Annotated in this window: 15 protein-coding genes; 3 read left to right on the forward strand and 12 right to left on the reverse strand. The window is 34.1% G+C overall.

What is annotated here, in order from left to right; genetic code table 11:
- Positions 1-27: 27 nt before the first annotated feature.
- Entirely contained in the window at positions 28-1,365 is a 1,338-nt protein-coding gene (locus CLV00_RS01915) for an NAD(P)/FAD-dependent oxidoreductase (RefSeq protein ID WP_099713560.1), read from the reverse strand.
- 62 nt (positions 1,366-1,427) lie between these two features.
- Complete coding sequence (locus CLV00_RS01920) at positions 1,428-3,818, reverse strand: penicillin acylase family protein (RefSeq protein WP_099713561.1); 2,391 nt, start codon at positions 3,816-3,818, stop codon at positions 1,428-1,430.
- Between the two features lie 162 nt (positions 3,819-3,980).
- On the opposite strand from CLV00_RS01920, the gene CLV00_RS01925 reads away from it, so the two are divergent.
- Positions 3,981-4,622, forward strand: a complete 642-nt coding sequence (locus CLV00_RS01925; RefSeq protein ID WP_099713562.1) for a flavin reductase family protein — start codon at positions 3,981-3,983, stop codon at positions 4,620-4,622.
- 3 nt (positions 4,623-4,625) lie between these two features.
- Complete coding sequence (locus tag CLV00_RS01930) at positions 4,626-6,158, forward strand: cryptochrome/photolyase family protein (protein WP_099713563.1); 1,533 nt, start codon at positions 4,626-4,628, stop codon at positions 6,156-6,158.
- A 77-nt stretch (positions 6,159-6,235) separates the two neighbouring features.
- Here CLV00_RS01930 and CLV00_RS01935 read toward each other — a convergent pair whose 3' ends face one another.
- Both CLV00_RS01935 and kynU read right to left on the reverse strand, forming a co-directional pair.
- The gene (locus CLV00_RS01935; RefSeq protein ID WP_099713564.1) at positions 6,236-6,658 is read right to left on the reverse strand and encodes a glycine zipper family protein; all 423 of its coding nucleotides are present in this window, start codon (positions 6,656-6,658) and stop codon (positions 6,236-6,238) included.
- Positions 6,659-6,759: 101 nt separating this feature from the next.
- Complete coding sequence (gene kynU / locus CLV00_RS01940; protein WP_099716195.1) at positions 6,760-8,034, reverse strand: kynureninase; 1,275 nt, start codon at positions 8,032-8,034, stop codon at positions 6,760-6,762.
- A gap of 181 nt (positions 8,035-8,215) precedes the next feature.
- Between kynU and CLV00_RS01945 the strand changes: the two genes are divergently transcribed.
- Positions 8,216-8,950, forward strand: coding sequence for an SIMPL domain-containing protein (locus tag CLV00_RS01945; RefSeq protein ID WP_099713565.1), 735 nt, complete (start codon positions 8,216-8,218; stop codon positions 8,948-8,950).
- A 335-nt stretch (positions 8,951-9,285) separates the two neighbouring features.
- On the opposite strand, the gene queA is transcribed toward CLV00_RS01945, so the two are convergent.
- The 8 genes from queA to CLV00_RS01985 all read right to left on the reverse strand — a co-directional run bounded on the left by queA (position 9,286) and on the right by CLV00_RS01985 (position 19,025).
- Complete coding sequence (queA, locus tag CLV00_RS01950; RefSeq protein WP_099713566.1) at positions 9,286-10,335, reverse strand: tRNA preQ1(34) S-adenosylmethionine ribosyltransferase-isomerase QueA; 1,050 nt, start codon at positions 10,333-10,335, stop codon at positions 9,286-9,288.
- 174 nt (positions 10,336-10,509) lie between these two features.
- The gene (gene aroA, locus CLV00_RS01955; RefSeq protein WP_099713567.1) at positions 10,510-11,739 is read right to left on the reverse strand and encodes a 3-phosphoshikimate 1-carboxyvinyltransferase; all 1,230 of its coding nucleotides are present in this window, start codon (positions 11,737-11,739) and stop codon (positions 10,510-10,512) included.
- 106 nt (positions 11,740-11,845) lie between these two features.
- Complete coding sequence (locus CLV00_RS01960; protein ID WP_099713568.1) at positions 11,846-12,172, reverse strand: nucleotide pyrophosphohydrolase; 327 nt, start codon at positions 12,170-12,172, stop codon at positions 11,846-11,848.
- Between the two features lie 56 nt (positions 12,173-12,228).
- Positions 12,229-14,244 (reverse strand): DUF3857 domain-containing protein, encoded by a 2,016-nt coding sequence (locus CLV00_RS01965; protein WP_099713569.1) that lies wholly within the window; start codon positions 14,242-14,244, stop codon positions 12,229-12,231.
- 4 nt (positions 14,245-14,248) lie between these two features.
- A complete protein-coding gene (locus tag CLV00_RS01970; RefSeq protein WP_099713570.1) occupies positions 14,249-16,159 on the reverse strand; it encodes a DUF3857 domain-containing protein in 1,911 nt (636 codons plus the stop codon).
- A gap of 47 nt (positions 16,160-16,206) precedes the next feature.
- Positions 16,207-16,659 carry a D-aminoacyl-tRNA deacylase gene (dtd, locus tag CLV00_RS01975; protein WP_099713571.1) on the reverse strand — a complete coding sequence of 151 codons (453 nt, stop codon included), beginning with the start codon at positions 16,657-16,659 and terminating at the stop codon, positions 16,207-16,209.
- Positions 16,660-16,689: 30 nt separating this feature from the next.
- On the reverse strand, positions 16,690-17,667 hold the full coding sequence (rsgA, locus tag CLV00_RS01980; protein WP_099713572.1) for a ribosome small subunit-dependent GTPase A: 978 nt from the start codon (positions 17,665-17,667) through the stop codon (positions 16,690-16,692).
- Positions 17,668-17,942: 275 nt separating this feature from the next.
- On the reverse strand, positions 17,943-19,025 hold the full coding sequence (locus CLV00_RS01985) for a bifunctional 3-deoxy-7-phosphoheptulonate synthase/chorismate mutase type II (RefSeq protein ID WP_099713573.1): 1,083 nt from the start codon (positions 19,023-19,025) through the stop codon (positions 17,943-17,945).
- Positions 19,026-19,031 lie beyond the last annotated feature (6 nt).

The following is a 19,031-nucleotide window of genomic DNA, read 5'->3' on the forward strand; positions in this document are numbered from 1 at the left end:
TATATCGAAGCAAACAACTCGAAAAAATTATTGCAGCAATTCCAAGATTTTATTCTCTACCGTTTCGGTATCCCAAATATTCTCGATGTTTTCCATTTTCAAAACTTCCTCCATAATCGCATTTTGATAATCTCCAATAGCCAAAGCTTCGGCATAAGGACGATCACTAAAAGTTACTCTGCTATAAAGCGGAATCCATTTTTCGGGATATTTATCTGAGAATGATTTTTCGATTTTCTTTTGCAACAAGAATTTCTCATCAGCTGTTTTAGAACTCATTTCCATAAAATTACGATAGGAAAGTTCCGCAATTGCATCAGCGTTGGGTTTACGGGATTTTTGATATTCAGAGAAAATCGTTTTCCAATCATCTCCGTACTCTTCAATCATTTCATAAAGAATTGAAATGTCCTCAAAACCTGCATTCATTCCTTGCCCGTAAAATGGAACAATGGCATGACAAGCGTCACCAATTAGTGCAATTTTATCTTCATAAGTCCATGGAAAACATTTCATGGTCACCAATGTACTTGTTGGATTTTTAAAGAAATCCTCAGTCAATTTAGGAATTACATCAATGGTATCCGGAAGGTTTTTCTCAAAAAAAGTTTCTACCTCTTTTTGATTTTTTAAAGAAGCAAAAGAATTTTCTCCTTCAAAAGGCATAAATAAAGTACATGTAAAACTACCATCTAAATTAGGCAATGCAATCAACATATATTCTCCACGAGGCCAAATATGGAATGAATTCTTGTCTAGTTTATGCGTTGCATCCGAGTTTGCAGGAATATTTAATTCCTTATATCCAATAGGTAAAAATTCTTGTGAATAATCAAACATACTTTGGCGCTGCATGCGGTGACGGATTCTGGAAAAAGCTCCATCGGCACCAAAAACCATATCATATTTCTTTTCTTCCCAAGCACCTCTTTCGGTTTCACCGATGTGCAAAGTAGCATCATCTAAGGTTACATCCCAGATTTTGTGTTCGAAAAAGAATTCTGCTCCTGCGGCTTCCGCCAAATCGATCATTTTTCTATTCAAAGTTCCTCTGGAAATCGAATAAATAGATTCGCCTTCTTGTCCATAATTTTGAAAATTAAGTTTATCAACAAGATGAATGGCGCGTTTATCCATTGGGATGGCAATTTCTCGCACGGCATCTCCCACTCCTACGCCATCAAGCGCTTTCCAACCTCGGTTAGACATAGCTAAATTAATAGAACGACCTGAAAACTGAATTTGTCTAATATCAGGGCTTCTATCGAAAACATGAACCGTATGACCAGCTTTACGAAGATAAATAGCTAATAAAGATCCAACTAATCCAGAACCTACAACCGCTATTTTTTTGGGAATTTGCATTAATTTTTTATAAAAAGTTAAGCAAAATTACTGATTTTATTAGACTAAGAACTTTAAAACTATTAATTTTTACGTGGAATAAAAACCAACTTTGTTGAAGTTCTAACAATCTCCTCCTTATTCAGCATCATTCTTCTAAATTTTCCAGTATTATAAAGCTCCGCTTGATCACTGTAATGCGCACTTAATGGGTTTCCTGATTGCCCTGTTGGAAGGATGCTCCAGCTGTTTTCGATATCAGAAAAATCAATAATTCTTCTTGTTGACGGACCTCCTTTTACGATATAATTTCCATCATCGGTAAAATCAAAAAACAAATTATTAATCACTTCTGTAGCACCCGAAACTTCAAAAGGCCCTACATTGAAAATCCTTCTTAGCGCAGCCACTTTACCCAATGGATGCTGATGTTCTACCGTATGAACTTTATTCCAAGTCCAATCAGCAACAGTAGTTCCCAATTGTTCTTCTAAAGCTACAATTGACTCTTTAAACGATTGCGATATAATTTTACTTCGGGTTTCTTTTTCATTTTTAGTACTTATATTATCCCACCAAGGCGACGCTGCATTCACAATTTGTTTTGCAATGATTTGCTTCATAATATGTGTTCCTAAAAATTGCTTGAAATGGGCTGCACCAAGTTCATCTTCGAAAGTATTTTTCAAATAATTAAAAATCCATTTATTGTAAATTGTTGGTGCAACATCACTAAGGTTATTCGAGCCTTTCCAACTTTTTAAAATAACCAAAGCTTCTTTCTCGTTTTCAGAAAGTGTTTTCTGATCAACATTTGAGATTAACTGCTTAACCACCTCTGGAGCAACTGATGACGTATTATCAAAAATCATTTCCCCTACTGCGGTTTTATCCCAATTTGATTTTGGTTCTAATAATTGTGTAATTCTTTTTGCTCTGTCCTCAGGAAGATAATACCCTGGATATAAAAATCCATCTATGGGTTCCGGTTGATTGTTCGCAGAGTACACATAATTCCATTTTGGATTTACTGCCGACGGATTTTTGGAGAAATCCAAATACTCTTTAATGTCATCTTTTCCACTCGCGCCATTCAAAATAAAATTAGGATTTACGCCCGCATTATGCTTGTATAATTTCCCTGTTGCCCACCAAGCCACATTTCCTTTGGCATCGCCATACATCACATTCAAACCTGGTGCCGCTATTAAACTGACTCCTTTTTGAAAATCTGCTTTACTTTTAGCATGCGAAAGTTGATAAACAGCATCAAGAATTTGTATGGGTTGTTGTGTATAAATCCAAGACATTGCAACAGGTTTGTCTTGCTGCAAACCATCAATCAAGTCATTTACGACCGGGCCGTGGCGAGTCACTTTAATATTCAAAACCACATCAGCAGAATCTTTTACTTTTATAATTTTTTTTCGAATTTCATACGCGCTAAAACCATTTGGTGTCTTGTACATTTTTGCATCATTTGGATTTTTCTCCTCTTGATACAAATCGATGTCATCATTTTCAAACATTGTCAAACCATAAGCATAGTCGCGATTGTGTCCCAATAAAGGATATGGAGTTCCTGCCAAATAACAGCCGTACAATTCAAAATCTGGCGTTACTACATGAGCTTCATACCAAGTTCCGGGCTGTGAAAACCCAATGTGTGGATCATTGGCAAAAATAACTTTCCCGTTTTTCGTTTTCTTTGGTGCAATAACCCAACTGTTACTTCCTATAAAAGGAGAAATTGGGGACTGCTCTAAAATCGAAGCTACCGACTTTGAAATAGCAATATATTCTTGAGATGTTTCTTTCGCATTTTTAATTCGGGTGGTATTAAACGAACCATCAATCCCAAAATCCTTGAGATACTCCATTCCGTATTTATTTCGAATATCAGTCAATAACGGATCTGATTTTTGAGCCATTGCAAAACTAAAAGACATATAACCAAAAATATTGTAAACATCTTTAATCGTAAACTTCTCTTTTTTAACTCCTACCAAACTGAACTCTATTGGCGTTGTTCCTTCTTCTAAATATTGATTAATTCCATCCAAATATGCCATGGTCAATTGATAACTTGGGCTGTTTTTATCCAAAGCTGCAATTGCTTTTGCTGAAGCTTCTTCAATTCCAAGTCCTGCAAAGAATTTATCATTTTTTAGTGCCACTGAGCCAAAAATCTCCGATAATCTTCCCGGTGCAATACGACGCATCAATTCCATTTGCCACAATCGATCTTGGGCATGAACATAACCCAAAGCCATCATTGCATCCTTTGAATTTGTCGCATAAATATGTGGAACGCCAAACTCATCAAAATAAACTGTCGTTTCTTTTTGAATATTTTTCAGTGGCAATTTGCCTTCATATTTTGGCTTTAGATAAAATCCATAAATAATTAAAGCCACAACTAAAACTGCCACTATCGAAAGTAAAACGAGAAGAACTATTTTAAGTTTTTTCATATTTAAATAAATTGATAAACAAATATATACGATTTGAAAGTTATTTAAAATAATTTATTTAAACGAGTGCGGTTCTGGTAAAATCGATTAAATACCATTATTTGTTTAATTTATTTTAAAATTAATTAAACAAAAAGTATATTTGTTCCAAATTAAAAAGATATGAAACACATTTCTAGAGATGATATTTCTCAAATGGAGAAAGTCGAAAGATTGAATTTAATTAATTCTTGCACCGGTTATAAATCAGCTAATCTTCTGGCTACAAAATCCCTTGATGGAAAATCTAATGTAGCAATTTTTAGCAGCGTGACCCATTTAGGAAGCAATCCGGCACTAATAGGATTTATCATGAGACCAACAACCGTTCCCAGAGATACATATAAAAACATAAGAGAAAATGGTTATTTTACCGTAAATCATATTACTGTATATATGATTGAAGATGCGCACCATACATCAGCAAATTATGAATTAGGCATTTCTGAATTTGATAAAACTAATTTAGAAGAAGAGTACAAGCCTAATATTGAAATCCCTTTTGTGAAAGGAAGCCCAGTTCAATTGTATTGCAAATATGTGAATGAATATTACATCAAGGAAAATGATACGATTCATATAATTGCCTCTATTGAAAATTTATTTTTTGAAGAAGAATTAGAACATAAAGATGGCTGGTTACAAATTGACAAAGGAAATGTTATAGCACTAAATGGTCTTGATGGATATTGTTTACCTAAACTAGTAGACCGCTTTCAATACGCAAGAAAAGAACTTCCAACCACTTCCTTTTTTAAAAAATAAAAAATGACAAAACTACGGCTAATCCTTGGTGATCAGTTGAATTTAGAACATTCTTGGTTTCAGGAAAATGATGACAATACTATTTATGTCCTTACCGAAATGCGTCAGGAAACCGACTATGTAAAACATCATATCCAAAAAGTGGTGGCATTTTTTCTTTCGATGAGAAATTTTCACACCACAATACAAGCACTCGGACACCAAGCAGTCTATTTTAAAATTACGGATGCCGATAATCCACAGGATTTAGAAAAAATCATTGCCGTTTGTATCGAAAAATATAAAATTGAAAAATTTGAATACCAGTTACCTGACGAATATCGGTTAGATCAACAACTAAAAACGATTTGTTCCAATCTAAAAATCGAATCAGAAGCTTTTGACTCCGAACATTTTTACACCACGCGTCATGAACTTTCTGATTTTTTTGAGGGAAAGAAATTGTTGTTGATGGAGAATTTTTATCGCAACATGCGAAAAAAACACCACGTTTTAATGAATGGATCAACTCCTGTGGGAAACCAATGGAATTTTGATGCCGATAATCGTAAAAAATACAAAGGTGAAGTTCCAGTGCCATCAGAAAAAAATTTTCACGCCAATGTTTCTGAAGTTGTTTCCCAAATCAAAGAAGCTACTATCGTCACTTTTGGAAATATCGATGAACATAATTTCAGCTGGCCTACTTCCCGTCAGCAATCTTTAGAGGTATTAGATTATTTCTGCACTAATCTGCTGAAACATTTTGGGGATTATGAAGATGCAATGCATACCGATGAAAAATTCCTTTTCCATTCTCGTTTGTCTTTTGCTATGAACAGTAAAATGCTTTCGCCAAAAGAGGTAATCGAAACTGTCATTGCTTTTTATCATGCCAATGAAACTGAAATAACCCTTTCACAAGTAGAAGGATTTGTGAGACAAATTCTGGGTTGGCGTGAATATATTCGAGGAATTTATTGGAAAGAAATGCCCCATTACGCTCAAATGAATGTTTTGAAAAACGACAACAAATTACCGAACTTTTTCTGGACGGGTAAAACCAAAATGAATTGCATGAATCACGCTATCAATCAAAGTTTAGACGAAGCTTATGCACATCATATTCAACGGCTCATGGTAATAGGAAATTTTACACTACTGACACAAATTCATCCTGATGAAGTAGACGCGTGGTATCTTGGCGTCTATATAGATGCTATTGAATGGGTCGAAATGCCCAACACTCGCGGTATGTCACAATATGCAGATGGCGGAATTATCGCCACAAAACCCTATGTTTCTTCCGGAAGTTACATCAATAAAATGAGTAATAATTGTGCCAAATGCCATTACAATGTCAAAGAAAAATTTGGAGAAAAAGCGTGTCCTTTCAATTCGTTATATTGGAATTTTCTAGATGAGAAAAAAGAGTACTTTAAAGGAAATCAACGCATGGGAATGATGTTGAATTTATTAAACAAAATGAATCCCGAAGAATTATATAAAATTAAAGTTAAGGCCAATGCCATTATTCAAGATATGGATTCCTATTAAACCGAAACATCCATAAAAAAAAGAGTGCTTAAATTCTATACGAACTTAAACACTCTTCATTATATAAAAGAATAAATTTATTCCTTTTTACTTCCGTCTATAATAGCTCCTGTTCCCGCACCTATACCAGCACCAGCAACACCCCCAATTATAGCTCCTTGAACTTTTTTCTTACTTATGATTGCTCCCGTCGCGGCACCAACTCCAGCTCCTATTACAGCACCTTTAGCAGTACTGCTCCAACCTTTCTTTTGTGTGGTTGTTGTAGTGGTAGTGGTAGCCGATGGTTTATTAACAACGACAACTTCTTTTTGGGTTTCAATTTTGGTTTCCTCAATTTTAGCCATTTCAACCTGCATGGAATCAATAACTCTTTGTTTCTCAATTTCAACTTTCATCGAATCTACAGTCGCTAGTTTTGCTTTTTCAATTTCCATTTTTCCTTGATTTTGACAAGAAACAACAACTGCAGCTATTAGTATAAAATATAATGCTTTCATAATTTTAAGTTTTACGATTAATAATAATACAAAGAAACATTCAAACCTGTTAATATGCTTTATACAATTTAAACTATTTTTTATATAATTCTGCGTCTAAACTATTTTAGAATCCCGGATTTCAATATTTGTCCAAAATGATACATGTCTTCAAACGAACAATACAATGGAACCGGTGCTAATCGAATAACATTAGGTTCACGCCAATCCGTAATCACACCATTTTTCATAAGATAATCAAACAAACTGCGTCCTTCTCCATGAAGCAACACTGATAATTGCGACGCCCTTTCTAATGGATTTGACGGTGTAATGATTTCGAAAGTACTATCGACTTCTTTGTCTATTTCGTGCAGAATGAATTCTAAATAGGACGTAATTGCATCTCTTTTATGAATTAAAGCGTCCATACCAATTTCATCAAACATTTCTACAGATGCTAAATATGGCGCCAGAGAAAGTACCGGTAAATTGCTTATTTGCCAACCATCGGCTCCATGAATTGGGTCAAAAGTCTGTTCCATTTTGAAACGACGCTCTTTATTATGTCCCCACCAACCAGCGAATCGTGGCAACTCCGAATTGTTGTGGTGTTTCTCATGAATGAAACATCCTGAAGCATTCCCAGGACCTGAATTCATGTATTTGTAACTGCACCAAGCTGCAAAATCCACATTCCAATCGTGTAATTCCAGTTTTATATTTCCTGCAGCATGCGCTAAATCCCAACCTACATAAGCACCCGCATTATGACCAGCAGCAGTTATGGTTTTCATGTCAAAAACTTGTCCTGTGTAATAATTGACACCGCCTATTAAGACCAAAGCCAACTCATCACCTACTTCTTCAATTTTAGCCAAAACATCTTCTATGCGAATGTTGTGTTCGCCTTCGCGACGTTTGATTTCAACAATCGCATCCTCGGGTTTGTATCCGTGAAAATGCACTTGGCTTTGAAACATATATTGATCCGAAGGAAATGCTTTTTCTTCGCAAATAATTTTATATCTGGTTTTTGTAGGTCGGTAAAAAGAAACCATTAACAAATGAAGATTTACCGTAAGCGTATTCATCACCGTAACTTCACTCGGTAACGCACCTACAATTTTACTTAATGGATTTGCAAATCGTTCGTGGTAATCCCACCACGGTTTTTCACTGTAAAAATGACCTTCAACAGCTAAACTTGCCCAATCATTCATCACCTCATCTACATAGTTTTTAGTACGTTTGGGTTGCAATCCCAATGAATTTCCCGTAAAATAAATTACTTTTTTTCCATTTATCTGCGGAAAAATAAATTCATCTTGGTATTTATGTAATTGATCTTGCGAATCGAGTTGTTTTGCAAATTCAAGAGTATTTTCGAATGCCATATTTTGTATTTTGTTTGTAAAAGTAGTAAAAAAAGACTGATGCATAAAAGACTTATCGCCGATTGACGACACATAAAATAGTTAAAATTATGGATGAGAAAAAATAGTTCCCCAATACTATACGGAAATAAAAAACAACTCGTTATTTAACTATATTTGATTGAATTTAAAACTCTTACATATGCTTAAAAACAGCTTGAACGTTATTATTATTGCTATCGCCGTGGTAATTTCCTCCTATTTATTTTCGAATGCTTTTCAGAATCGAAATAAAAGCAATGACACGATAAGTGTAACTGGCTCCGGAAAAAAGGATTTCGTATCAGATTTGATTGTTTGGAACGGTTCTTTTTCTAAAAAAAGTGCGACTTTGAAAGAAGCCTACGCAGCATTGGATTCTGACAGAGAGAAAATAAAAAGCTATTTATCAGGCAAAGGAATTGCTCCGAATGAAATGGTATTTTCTGCGGTGAATTTTAATAAAGATTTTGAAACGACTTATAATGAAAACGGAACGACAAGACAGCAAATTTTCACTGGATTTACCTTAACCCAAAGCGTGAGTATACAATCTAAGGAGGTAAATAAAATTGAAGAATTATCCAGACAATCGAGTGAGTTAATCAATTCTGGCGTGGAATTTTATTCATCTCCTCCTGAATATTACTATACAAAACTTGCCGAATTAAAAATAAAAATGATTGCCGAAGCTACAAAAGACGCGAGTATCAGAGCTAAAAGCATTGCAGAAAATGCTGATGCGAGTTTAGGAAATTTAAAAAAATCAGATATGGGTGTTTTTCAAATTACGGGTCAAAACTCATCGGAAGATTTTTCTTATGGCGGTTCCTTTAATACGCAATCCAAAAACAAAACGGCTAATATTACGGTACGACTGGTGTATCAAGTGAATTAAAATTTAACGTTTCAGAATATTTGTCAAGTCGAGCGCAGTCGAGACTCTGTGTTGAGTCTCGACTGCGCTCGACTTGACAAAAAAACAGCTGTAACAAATTTATTCAGATACAAAATTGAGATGCCGTTTTAAATTTCTTTTTTCACACAAAAAGTCCTCACCTATCCAAAACGTATTGTGTGAGGGATGGAAGCGGCATCCTTTATTTTCTTTCTTTAAGAAAATAAAGATACAGCGTACAGCCCGACCCTTGGGGCACACCAAAAAAAAAATCTCGCCATTACTGACAAGATTTTGTTATTTAGAATATGATTATCCCGAAGTTTCGGGACAGATTAGATGATTAACATCGCATCACCGTAAGAATAGAATTTATATCCTTCTTTAATTGCTTCGGCATAGGCTTTTTTCATTAAATCATGTCCACAGAATGCTGAAACCATCATTAATAAAGTTGATTTTGGCGTATGGAAATTAGTAATCATACACGTTGGAATCGTGAAATCATGAGGAGGAAAAACGAATTTATTTGTCCATCCATCAAAAGGATTCAAGGTGTTTTGTGACGAAACTGAACTTTCAACGGCACGCATAGATGTAGTTCCTACGGTACAAATACGTTTCTTTTTAGCTTTGGCTTCATTCACAATATCACACGCTTCTTGAGTAATTTTTAATTCCTCAGAATCCATTTTGTGTTTTGATAAATCTTCAACCTCAACTGGATTAAAAGTTCCCAAACCTACGTGAAGCGTTACTTCGGCAAATTTAATTCCTTTGATTTCCAGTTTTTTCAATAAATGTTTCGAGAAGTGCAATCCTGCAGTTGGTGCTGCAACAGCTCCTTCTTCTTTAGCATAAATGGTTTGGTAACGTTCCGCATCTTCTGGAGTTACGTCTCTTGAAATGTATTTTGGGATTGGAGTTTCTCCAAGTTCCGTTAATTTATTTCTGAATTCTTCATAAGAACCGTCGTAAAGAAAACGCAATGTTCTTCCACGAGAAGTCGTATTGTCGATAACCTCAGCTACTAACGAATCGTCATCTCCAAAATATAATTTGTTACCAATTCTGATTTTACGTGCCGGATCAACCAAAACATCCCAAAGTCTTTGCTCAGAATTTAATTCTCTAAGTAAAAAAACTTCGATTCTTGCTCCTGTTTTTTCTTTGTTTCCATACAAACGCGCTGGAAAAACCTTAGTATTATTCAGAATTAAAACATCTCCGTCATCAAAATAATCGATAACATCTTTGAACATTTTATGCTCTATAGTTCCCTTTTTACGATCAATAACCATTAGACGAGCTTCGTCTCTGTTTTCAGCTGGATATTCGGCAAGAAGTTCTTTAGGTAAATCGAATTGAAAATGTGATAATTTCATTTGATAAAGTTATGAGTTATAGATTATGAAGTATGAGTTTTGAAGTCATACTTCTAAATCGTGTGCAAATATACGATTGTGAGATAGGCGTTGTCAAGTGTTTTGCTGTTTAATTTAGTTTCGAACTTGTATAGCAACAAAGCGACAAAGGTTTAGCCCCGTAAACATTGAGAATTAAGATGTGATTTCAGTCACATTAAAATCTAATTTTTTCATATCTTCCCAAAAATCAGGGTATGATTTAGAAACTACTTCCGCATTTTCGATGATTATTGGCACTTTTAAAGCCAAAGGTGCAAATGCCATCGCCATTCTGTGATCGTTATACGTAGCTATTTTAATATTATGATTGATTTCATTTGAAGCCACAAGCGTCAAGCTATCATTTGTAACTGATATATTTGCTCCAAGTTTTGTCAGCTCAATTCGTAGTGCTTCAAGTCTATCGGTTTCCTTAATTTTCAAGGTGTGAAGTCCTGTAAGATGACAACCAATTCCTAAACCAAGGCAAGTAACTACAATGGTTTGAGCAATATCTGGCGTATTATTTAATTCTAAGTTTAAAGTTTCAGGCTTAAAATTAGACTGTTTAACCAAAGTCATTTTGTTTCCATCAAAATGCGTTTCAACACCCATTTGTTTGTAGATTTCAACCAAAGCCGAATCGCCTTGCAAACTAGTTTCTTTATAACTGGTCAATGAAATCGTCGCATTTTCTGCCAAAGCTGCTAAACTAAAAAAGTAAGAAGCAGAACTCCAATCGGATTCTACGGTCATTACTTTAGATTCCACTTCTTGTTTTGGATAAACGGTAATTACATTTCCTTCGAAACTGGTTTTGATATCTAAATCATTCAACAAAGCCAAAGTCATTTTGATATAAGGAACTGAAGTGATTTCACCTACTAAAGTTATTTCAATACCGTTTTCCAGTTTTGGCGCCACTAACAACAATGCCGATATGTATTGACTGCTCACATTTGCAGGAATAGTAACTTTAGAAGCTGTGATTTTTTGTCCTTTGATTCGAATAGGCGGATAACCTGCTTCTTTCTCGTAGGATATTTTTGCACCTAATTGTTCCAAGGCTTCCACCAAAACTTTTATTGGACGCTCCGTCATTCTCTGAGAACCAGTCAAAACTACTTCTCGACCTTCGTTTACAGCAAAATAAGCCGTTAGAAATCGCATCGCCGTTCCAGCATGATGAATGTCAACTATTTCCTCGTTTCCTTTCAATGCTTTTTGCATGACTTCACTGTCATCAGAGTTGGAAGTATTAGCCAAAGTAATATTTGGAAAAAGTGCTTGTAACAATAATAGTCGGTTGGTTTCGCTTTTTGAACCGGTAACTGCAATTTGAGCTTGTAAATTAGAATGGGAAGTTTGTAACAGTAAATTCATGTTTTTAATTATGAGTTATGAGTTATAGCTTAAGCATTCGACTCAAATAATTTAAGGACGCAATTTACCACTACTCATTCACAATTCATAATTTACAATTCACAAATTATTTGAGTTTTTCGTTGTTTTTGTGACGGTCTTTGTCCCGAATAGACTTTAAACCCATCTTTTTATCGAAAGCAGCCTGCAAATCGATTCCTGTTTGATTTGCTAAACACAATACTACGAAAACCACATCGGCTAATTCTTCGCCTAGGTCCTTATTTTTGTCGCTTTCTTTTTCAGATTGTTCTCCATAACGGCGAGCGATGATTCGGGCTACTTCGCCTACTTCTTCTGTAAGTTGCGCCATATTGGTCAATTCGTTAAAGTAACGAACGCCATGTTCTTTTATCCAAGTGTCAACGTCTAATTGGGAATTTTTTAGGTTCATCGGTATGCTTATTAATTATATTAGAATTTAAAACTGTGAGGAGCTGTTATTAAAAATTACACTTTTATAAGTACGATTTTCTCGTTTTGTTTTTCAATCATTTTTTGATAAAACTCTTTTAACATTGGATAATACTCTGGTGTAATGATTGGTGTATTTATTTGATGCGCTATCACTAACTGAATCAAATTTCCTGATGCATTTATCATGAATTTAAAGCTGCCTAAATTATCCTGCATATTTAAAAGCAATGGAGTAGGAATTGTTTCTACTTTATATCCAGCAGGAATTTTAATCGCTATACTGTATCTATCAATAAAAGGAAATCCATAATCTATTGGATATTCTCTATTTTCTTGTTTGAAAGGATTTTGTTCTACAGCAAAAAACAACATTGGATTTATATAAATACTACCTGCAATAATTTCGCTAAAATTCGAACCTGAATATGAAAACATTTCTACAATTGGCGCTTTTAAATCTTTTTCACTTGTTCTTGAATATTCATTTATTTCAATTTTATTATTCTCATTCTCTAATTTTTCAAGATAAATATCCTCTTTTACATCCACAACTTTTTCTCTAAAAATCATTGCGTTATAATCTGTTCTTTGGCGCTTCAAGTCACCTGAAACCTTTCCATTGGCATCAATTTCATAGTTCATAACTACTACGTCATTAGATGATGCTTTAGGCATTAAATCTACTTCTATCGAAGTGCCATCTTTCCGTATTAATCTTCCAACCCAATTCAGAGCTCTTAATGGCAAGACATTTGGAGTAGAAAATCTATCTGATGCATCAAGCAACACTAGACCATTCGCCATTTCAACTGCAGCGATTACATAATTAAAAGCAGTTCTATTAGGAAACAGTGCAATCCCATTTGAGCGCGTACTTACCAAAACTGGATTAGCAGTAAGCCCTATATGCCTTAGCATAGCGGTTAACATTAAGTTAATTTCAGCAACATTACCTGTTTTGTCTTTGTATGCTTTTTTAACCCCATCATTACAGGAATAACCATAATAATCATTCCATTTTACTGTGGTTTTAACGTAATTCAATATTGCAGTAATTTTTTCTTCCGGTGTATTTAATCCCGCTATAACTAGCTTTAAATCTTCTTCAAAATAACCTGTTTTATTCAATTCAGGCCCAAAATCATCATAATCATAAATTGTTTTAGTTACTGATGCCCAATCTGTAGACAAGGTTTTATAAGGTTGGTTCGGGAATCTCACTACAGAAAGCTCATGGGATATACTTGTTGAATAGTTTGCAATATTATTAACATAGGCCTCCTCTTTCATTGCCGGAAGATTTTCTGCAAGATAAGCAGTTCTAGTTTCTGAAAATTCTAACTTTTCTTGTGAAGAAGAACTAGTTGTACTCTCTCCTGGTTCTGCTTCTGGTCGATAAGAATAACTTATTATTTTATTGTGTTTTTCAGTAGTTATTTTAGGCGAAATGAACCCCTTTAGATTTGGATTATACACAAAATACTCTGGTATAAAAGTTTTAAATTCAGAGAAGTTCACAGGAATACTAGATTGAAAACTCCATTCTGTTAATTCACTAAAACGGGATGAACGCATTCTATATTTAAATTCAACAACTGAGCCTACTTTTACATTTGGCATAGTGATTTTTTTTCGTCCCCAATATTTATTAACTTTTTCATCAAACTCACCATCACTTTTTAGTTTTGTCTTCTCAATCTTACCATTTATTAAATTATAAGTAATAGCATCAGAGATAAAAACCGTTTCTTTCGCATTACTACCAATGTAATATCTTACTGCTTTATTTGCCCAATCGTATCCCTCTTTTTTATAAATTTTAATACGAGTTGTAACTTCTGTAATCATTACAAAACCATCATTTTGACTATATTCAAAATCGACTACCCCTTTTTCGAACAGGATAGCTGCAACGGCGGTGGAATCTGTCGGATGATTTTTCTCCTGAAGTTCCTCAACTGAAACTTTCCCTAATTTAAATTCTTGTGCATTGCCTTTAAAAAAAAATAAAGTAAAAAAAAGAATAATGAGTAGTTGGCTACATTTCATGGTTTTATTGGTTTTGGGTTAGAATAATTTTGGCATTATCATTTTTTGAAATCTGTTCTATAAAAAGACGATACTCATCATATTCTTTGTTCGAATACAATCCTTTTTTAACGAATAAGGTTCTTTTATAAACCAAATTAGAGGCATCTCTTTTTACAACCTCTGTTTTATATTCCCCGAATTTACTATTCAATTCATAATTATCAGGCAAAAATTCAGTAGAAAAACCTGAAGGAAGAGTTATTGTTATCTCATCTTCATCCAAAAAACCTCTTTGTATTTCTAAAGGATTTTTACGGTTTCTTATTCTCTTGATATTAGCATTTGTCTGGTTGAAAGCATTTACAACAAATATTAATTTATTCGCTAAAAAGTTACCATAATTCGCTGCATTAATTTCTACATTTTCAGTTAACCGGATCTTATCTTTATCATTTGAAAATGATATTTTATTGATTTTCAAATTATTTATATTATCCCAATATTCCTTATAGTGTGCTTCTTTTTCTGTTGGCTGTACATTTTCAATAACTGCTTTTTGACTGTATTGTGAACCTTCTGAAGCAATTGTAATTTTTCCAGAGAAATCTCCATTTGCTGATAAAGTATATGTTCCCTTACTTATTTGAGTATTTCCATTATCTTCATAAACTTTAGTTCTAACAATTTCTCCTCCATCCGGTTTTATAACCAAAACCTCTCTGTCATCTGTAAAAGTACCTTGATATCCAAAGGGATCATCTTGACTGGTACATTCTAACCAAGTATAATTATTCCCATTTGGAATAGACAAAATAACGTGATTGCCTTGCATGGATACAAAATCAGACTGAATGCTTAGTTTTTTTCTATCTCCATAGAGAATAGTGTAGTAAGATGGTACATTTACCACATCCAATAAGGCCTTAGTATAATTAGTCAATGCTTTACAATCTCCATATCCCAAACGATCCACATCAGTAGCAAGCATAGGTTTCCATCCGCCAATTCCAACTTGAATACTGATATATCTTACTTTTTGTTGTACAAAATTGTAAATTAATTTTGCCTTCTTGATTGGGTCTTTTTCATCGCCAACAAGGGCCTTAACTTTCATTTTGGTTTCATCTGGTAAATCAGTTGTTCCTGATAAAATTTTATCAGAATACCATTGTCCAAACTCCTTCCAAGTCTTTGCATTTCCGTCAACTCCTTCTAAATGAAACAACTCTAATCCCATCATCACATTTGGAAAAATAGAATTATAAACCGGACTGTAATCTTCTTGTTTTTGAGCCAGAATATTGGTAGCAGTATATGAAAGTTGCGTTGTAGTATCAATCGTTTTATCAATTTTGGAATTAGAAAAATTGAATTCCATTTTCTTAAAACCTAAATTATCAGGATATTTTACATTCAAAATACTTTTTTCGACACTTACAAAATAATCACTTGAAGGATACCATTTCGGAATAAAAGCGGTAGTAGAAGTTTCTATTTCGCTATCAAAAACTACTGTAAAGGGATATTGGACGGGAGTATAATCTAAATAAAGATAACGGTTATCCGAAAAAAGTGTACCACCTTCACCGGAACTTTGATCTTTAAAATCTTTACGCTTAATTTTTTTGATTTCTTTTCCTAAAATATCATAAACAGTTGCCTCGATATTTCTAATATTGGTCCTTTTATCATAACTTTCAATAGCATCAATTGCACTCAAGCCTTTTTCATTTAGAACCGAAACCACTCTTTTAGTAGTAATACTCATGCTTCTTTGTGAAGCAATAGCAATGTCTATTTGATTCAAACGAACCACAGCATTGGCATTTTCTTTTAAGCTATCAGAAATGTTCAAAGAGTTATATTCTATCTTTTGAGCAAAAATAAAAGACGTAAAAAACAAAAACAGGAAAGAAACATATTTGAAAATCATAAAATTCTTTTTATCAAAAATATAAGAATTTTTCGATTAAAGAAAACTTAATCTCTATTTTTACTGTCAATTACTATCGTTACTGGACCGTCATTCAACAAAAGTACTTTCATATCTGCACCAAAGATTCCGGTTTGTACTTTCTTTCCCAATTCCATTTCTATTTTTTTTACAAATTTCTCGTACAATGGGATAGCAACTTCTGGTTTTGAAGCTTTTATATAGGAAGGACGATTGCCTTTTTTAGTAGAAGCATGTAATGTAAATTGGCTTACCACAATAATATCTCCGTCAATGTCTTTAACGGATAAATTCATGACATCGTTTTCATCGCCAAAAATGCGGATGTTAGTTATCTTATTAACAAGCCAATCTATATCTTCTTGAGTATCGGCATCTTCAATACCAACTAAAACCAACAGTCCTTTCTGGATATCGGCTACAATTTTATTATCGATAGCTACGGAAGCTGAGGAAACTCTTTGAAGGACTATTTTCATTTTTAAAATTGAAATTGATTTTTGATATTGTTATTCCCTCGTTTTATCACTGATTATTCTATCTTCATTATGAATATCAGTACGATAATGTTCATCATCACCTTCCAGAATTTTAAGATAACTTCTATAACGAGACCAAGCAATTTCATCTTTTTCCAATGCGGCTTTAATAGCGCAATGCGGTTCATCTTTATGCAAACAATTATTGAATTTACACTGGTCTTTCAATTTGAAAAACTCAGGGAAATAACCACTCACTTCCTCTTTTTCCATGTCTACAATTCCAAAACCTTTGATACCTGGCGTATCGATGATTCTGGCATTAAAAGATAAATCATACATTTCGGCGAAAGTAGTTGTATGCTGTCCTTGTTTACTTGCTTCAGAAATCGTTTTTGTTTTTAAATGCAAAGAAGGTTCCATTGCATTTACCAAAGTGGATTTTCCAACACCGGAATGACCGGAGAACATACTCACTTTGCCAATCATCATTTCTTTCAACTCCTCAATTCCTTTCATTTCAGTCGAAGAAACGCGCAAACATTTGTACCCTATTTCCTGATACACATGCTGCATGTACAATTGTTCGTCAAGTGTGGCATCATCAAAAGTGTCTATTTTATTAAAAACCAGTATCGTTTCAATTCTATATGCTTCGGCTGTAACCAGAAAACGATCAATAAAATTAAAAGTCGTTGGCGGATTATTAATCGTAACTAACAAGAAAACCCGATCAATATTAGACGCAATAATATGCATCTGATGTGATAAATTCACTGATTTACGTACGATATAATTTTTCCTGTCGTGAATTTTATGAATGGTTCCCGTAACCGTGTCTGATGTTTCTTCGAGTTCATAATCCACAACATCGCCCACAGCAATAGGATTGGTACTTTTGATTCCTTTAATTCGGAATTTACCTTTCATACGGCATTCGATAAAATCACCTTGTTCGGATTTTACGGTGTACCAACTTCCTGTAGATTTGTATACGAGTCCTGTCATTTAGGATTTTTGATTGAAGATTAACGATTTTAGATTTCTGATTTAAAACCTAAGACTTTGCAAAGATAAAGGATTTTTGATTGAAGACTAACGATTTTAGATTTCAGATTTAAAATCTAAGACTCTGCAAAGATAAAGGATTTTCGATTTTTGACATTAGAAGACTCTAAAAACAAAAAAATCCCAAAACATAACGTCTTGGGACTTCATAAAATTTAAATTCTCATCACCGAAATCTAAAATCAGAAATCGTTAATCTACACTCTTAAATCATTTTAAGCGTTCAATACTTTTTCTTGGTGACCAATACTTTCTTGGTGAATCGCTTTGAACATTTTCAGTACAAACTCTTCCGTCAATCCTTTTTTCTCACCCTCTAAAATCATTTTTCCTAGAATTTCGTTCCAACGATTGTTTTGCAATACAGCAACGTTAGCATCTTTTTTCACCTGACCTATTTCGTCTGCTACTTTCATACGCTTCCCTAATAAATCCAATAAAGTAGCATCTAAAACATCGATATTAGCTCTTAACTTAGCCATTTTTTGAGTAAACTCATCCGATACATCATTTACTTTTCTAACTTTCAAATCAATAAAGATTTGTTTCAAAGCGTCTGGCGTAACTTGTTGTGCAGCATCACTCCAAGCATTGTCCGGATCGTAATGTGTTTCGATAATCATACCATCATAATTCAAATCCAAAGCTTCTTGAGTAACTTCAAGAATCATTTTGCGATCTCCTGTAATATGAGACGGATCAATGATTAAAGGCAAATCAGGGAATTTATTTTGTAATTCGATAGCAATCTGCCATTCTGGAATATTTCTGTATTTTGTTTTTTCGTAAGTAGAAAAACCTCTGTGAATTACTCCTAATTTTTCAATTCCTGCCATGTATAAACGCTCAACACCACCTAACCATAAAGACAAATCTGGATTTACCGGATTCTTAACCAATACGATTTTTTTAGTTCCTACTAAAGCATCTGCAATTTCCTGCATTGCAAATGGATTTACGGTAGTTCTTGCACCAATCCACAATACATCAATATCATACTCCAAAGCTAATTTTACGTGAGCAGCATTTGCTACCTCTGTTCCCATTAACAATCCCGTTTGTTCTTTGGCTTTTTTCAACCATTTCAATCCTATTTCCCCAACACCTTCAAATCCTCCCGGACGCGTTCTTGGTTTCCAAATTCCTGCTCTAAAAACACTTACATCCGAATCTTTCAATTCATGTGCAATTTTCAATACTTGTTCTTCTGTTTCAGCACTACAAGGTCCTGCGATTACAAATGGATGAGTCAAATTGAATTCATTCAACCAATTTCTCATTTCTTTCTTGTTTTCCATCTTTTT

The sequence above is a fragment of the Flavobacterium sp. 11 genome (genome assembly GCF_002754315.1).
GTDB lineage: Bacteria > Bacteroidota > Bacteroidia > Flavobacteriales > Flavobacteriaceae > Flavobacterium > Flavobacterium algoritolerans.

Excerpts from the sequence above, each read along its gene's own strand:
- CLV00_RS01945 (WP_099713565.1), top strand. The coding sequence starts at position 8,216 with ATGCTTAAAAACAGCTTGAACGTTATTATTATTGCTATCGCCGTGGTA.
- aroA (WP_099713567.1), bottom strand. The coding sequence starts at position 11,739 with ATGAATTTACTGTTACAAACTTCCCATTCTAATTTACAAGCTCAAATT.
- dtd (WP_099713571.1), bottom strand. The coding sequence starts at position 16,659 with ATGAAAATAGTCCTTCAAAGAGTTTCCTCAGCTTCCGTAGCTATCGAT.
- CLV00_RS01920 (WP_099713561.1), bottom strand. The coding sequence starts at position 3,818 with ATGAAAAAACTTAAAATAGTTCTTCTCGTTTTACTTTCGATAGTGGCA.
- CLV00_RS01985 (WP_099713573.1), bottom strand. The coding sequence starts at position 19,025 with ATGGAAAACAAGAAAGAAATGAGAAATTGGTTGAATGAATTCAATTTG.
- CLV00_RS01930 (WP_099713563.1), top strand. The coding sequence starts at position 4,626 with ATGACAAAACTACGGCTAATCCTTGGTGATCAGTTGAATTTAGAACAT.
- CLV00_RS01915 (WP_099713560.1), bottom strand. The coding sequence starts at position 1,365 with ATGCAAATTCCCAAAAAAATAGCGGTTGTAGGTTCTGGATTAGTTGGA.
- kynU (WP_099716195.1), bottom strand. The coding sequence starts at position 8,034 with ATGGCATTCGAAAATACTCTTGAATTTGCAAAACAACTCGATTCGCAA.
- rsgA (WP_099713572.1), bottom strand. The coding sequence starts at position 17,667 with ATGACAGGACTCGTATACAAATCTACAGGAAGTTGGTACACCGTAAAA.
- CLV00_RS01970 (WP_099713570.1), bottom strand. The coding sequence starts at position 16,159 with ATGATTTTCAAATATGTTTCTTTCCTGTTTTTGTTTTTTACGTCTTTT.
- CLV00_RS01965 (WP_099713569.1), bottom strand. The coding sequence starts at position 14,244 with ATGAAATGTAGCCAACTACTCATTATTCTTTTTTTTACTTTATTTTTT.
- CLV00_RS01925 (WP_099713562.1), top strand. The coding sequence starts at position 3,981 with ATGAAACACATTTCTAGAGATGATATTTCTCAAATGGAGAAAGTCGAA.
- CLV00_RS01960 (WP_099713568.1), bottom strand. The coding sequence starts at position 12,172 with ATGAACCTAAAAAATTCCCAATTAGACGTTGACACTTGGATAAAAGAA.
- queA (WP_099713566.1), bottom strand. The coding sequence starts at position 10,335 with ATGAAATTATCACATTTTCAATTCGATTTACCTAAAGAACTTCTTGCC.
- CLV00_RS01935 (WP_099713564.1), bottom strand. The coding sequence starts at position 6,658 with ATGAAAGCATTATATTTTATACTAATAGCTGCAGTTGTTGTTTCTTGT.